Raw genomic sequence first — 2,743 nt, 5'->3', positions numbered from 1 at the left:
TGGCCTATGTGATCTACACCTCCGGCTCCACCGGAAAACCCAAGGGCGTGGCCATCAGCCATGCGGCGCTTGCGCAGTTCTCGCGTATCGCCAGTGGTTATTCCGCGCTCACCCCGGAGGATCGGATATTGCAGTTCGCCACCCTGAGTTTCGACGGCTTCGTCGAACAGCTCTATCCGGCGCTGACCCGTGGTGCCTGCGTGGTCCTGCGTGGCGGCGACCTCTGGGATACCGGTGAGCTGTATCGGCAGATAGTCGAGCAGGGCGTGACCCTTGCCGACCTGCCCACGGCGTACTGGAACCTGTTCCTGCTCGATGCCCTGGCCGAGCCACGGCGTTCCTACGGTGCCTTGCGGCAGATCCACATCGGTGGCGAAGCCATGCCACTGGAGGGGCCGAAGCTCTGGCGGCAAGCCGGCATGGGCCGGGTGAGGTTGCTCAATACCTATGGACCGACCGAGGCCACGGTGGTGTCCAGCGTCTTCGATTGTTCCGCCGAGAACGCCCGGGTGGGCAATGCCAGTCCTATCGGCCAGGCGCTACCCGGCCGTACGTTGCTGGTGCTGGATGAACATCTCGGCCTACTGCCCGTAGGGGCGGTAGGCGAGCTTTATATCGCCAGCCGTGCCGGGCTGGCCCGTGCCTACCACGATCGGCCCGGCTTGACCGCCGAGCGCTTCTTGCCCGACCCCTTCGGCGAACCGGGCTCGAGGCTCTACCGGACCGGCGACCTGGCGCGCCGACGCGGTGACGGCGTGATCGAGTACATGGGGCGTGCCGACCATCAGGTGAAGATCCGCGGCTTCCGCATCGAGCTGGGGGAGGTCGAAGCCCGCCTCCTGGACTTGGAGGGAATACGCGAAGCGGCGGCTCTTGCGCTGGACGGTCAACTGGTGGCCTACCTGGTGGCTGAGGGGGGCGAGGACGAAACTCGCCAGCCGGCTTTGCGCGAGCGTATCCGCACAGCGCTACGGGCCTCGCTACCGGACTACATGGTGCCCTCGCACCTGCTGTTCCTCGAGCGGATGCCGCTCAGTCCAAATGGCAAGCTGGACCGTCGGGCGCTGCCGAAGCCGGATGCCGGCCTGATGCAACGCGACCACATGGCGCCGGCGAGCGCGCTGGAGAAAGATGTGGCCGCGATATGGGGCGAGTTGCTGGGCGTCGAACGGGTCGGCCTGACCGACAACTTCTTCGAATTGGGCGGACACTCGCTGCTGGCGACGCGCCTGGTCTCGCGGATTCGCCAGGATCTCGGTATCGAAGTCAGCCTGAAGAGCCTTTTCGAGCAGCCGGTCCTGCAGGGATTCGTCGAGAGCCTGGGCGAGAAACCGGCGGAGGTTCCGCCGATCACGCCCGTTACCCGCGAGCAGCCGCTGCCGTTGTCCTATGCACAGGAGCGCCAGTGGTTCCTCTGGCAATTGGAACCGGAGAGCGCGGCCTATCACATTCCCGCCGCCCTGCGCTTGCGCGGCGGCCTCGATGTCGTCGCGCTACAGCGCAGTTTCGAGCGCCTTGCACAGCGTCACGAGTCGTTGCGTACCCGCTTCCGCCAGGAAGGCCTGCGTACCGTTCAGGTGGTGGACGCCGATGGGCAGTTGCAGGTTTCCCGGCATAACCTGGCGAATGTCGATGACGCGTCGCTCAGGGCGGCAGTCGAAGCGGAGATGGCCAGGCCCTTCGACCTACGGACGGATGCGTTGCTGCGGATCAGTCTGTTCGAAGTGGCTCCGAATGACCATGTGCTGGTCATGGTCCAGCACCATATCGTCTCCGACGGTTGGTCGATGCAGTTGATGGTCGAAGAGCTGGTCCAGCTCTATGCCGCCTACAGCCAGGGGCGCGAAGCGGCCCTGCCGGCGCTGCCGATACAGTATCCGGACTATGCCGTCTGGCAGCGCGAATGGATGGAGGCCGGAGAGAGGGAGCGCCAGTTGGCGTACTGGATCGGCCTGCTGGGTGGCGAACAGCCGGTGCTGGAGCTGCCGTTCGATCGTCCCCGTCCTGCGGAGCAGAGCTTTCGCGGCGCGCGGCTGGAGTTCGAACTCGGCGCCGAGCGGGCCAGGCGGCTGAAGGCGCTTGCCCAGCGGCAGGGTGCGAGTACCTTCATGTTGCTGCTGGCATCGTTCCAGGCGCTGCTGTATCGCTACAGCGGTCAGTCGGATATCCGTGTCGGCGTGCCGGTCGCCAATCGCAACCGGGTCGAAACCGAGCGACTGATCGGGTTCTTCGTCAACACCCAGGTGCTCAAGGCCGACATCGATGGGCAGATGGGGTTCGAGCGATTGCTGCACCAGGTTCGCCAGCGCTCGCTGGAGGCGCAGGCGCACCAGGACTTGCCGTTCGAGCAACTGGTGGAAGCCTTGCAACCGGAGCGCAGTCTCAGCCACAGCCCGCTGTTCCAGGTGCTATTCAACTACCAGGCGGAGCGGGGCGAGCACGGCTTGCCGGAAGTCGCGGGACTGAGCATCGAAGAGCAGGCGTGGGAAAGCCATACGGCGCAGTTCGACCTGGTGCTGGATACCTGTGAGTCCGAGTCGGACATCTGGGCGGCGCTGGTCTATGCGACCGATCTATTCGATGCTTCGACCGCAGAGCGCCTGGTACGGCATTGGCAGAATCTGCTGGATGCGATCCTGGCGATGCCTGACGCTCGCCTGGGAGAGCTGGACATGCTCGACCGCGAGGAGCGCGAAGTCATCGGGCAGCTCTGGAACCGCAGCGACTCGGGCTATCCGGCAAC

At 65.2% G+C, this 2,743-nt stretch carries 1 protein-coding gene; it reads left to right on the top strand.

Going from position 1 to position 2,743, the window contains the following annotated elements; all coding sequences use genetic code 11:
• A partial coding sequence (locus HMPREF2581_RS19075) for a condensation domain-containing protein (protein ID WP_139181918.1) occupies positions 1-2,743 on the top strand: 2,743 nt, incomplete at both ends.

The sequence above is a fragment of the Pseudomonas sp. HMSC057H01 genome, assembly GCF_001836405.1.
In the GTDB taxonomy this organism is placed as follows: domain Bacteria; phylum Pseudomonadota; class Gammaproteobacteria; order Pseudomonadales; family Pseudomonadaceae; genus Pseudomonas; species Pseudomonas aeruginosa.
This window is presented reverse-complemented; position numbering and strand designations above follow the sequence as displayed.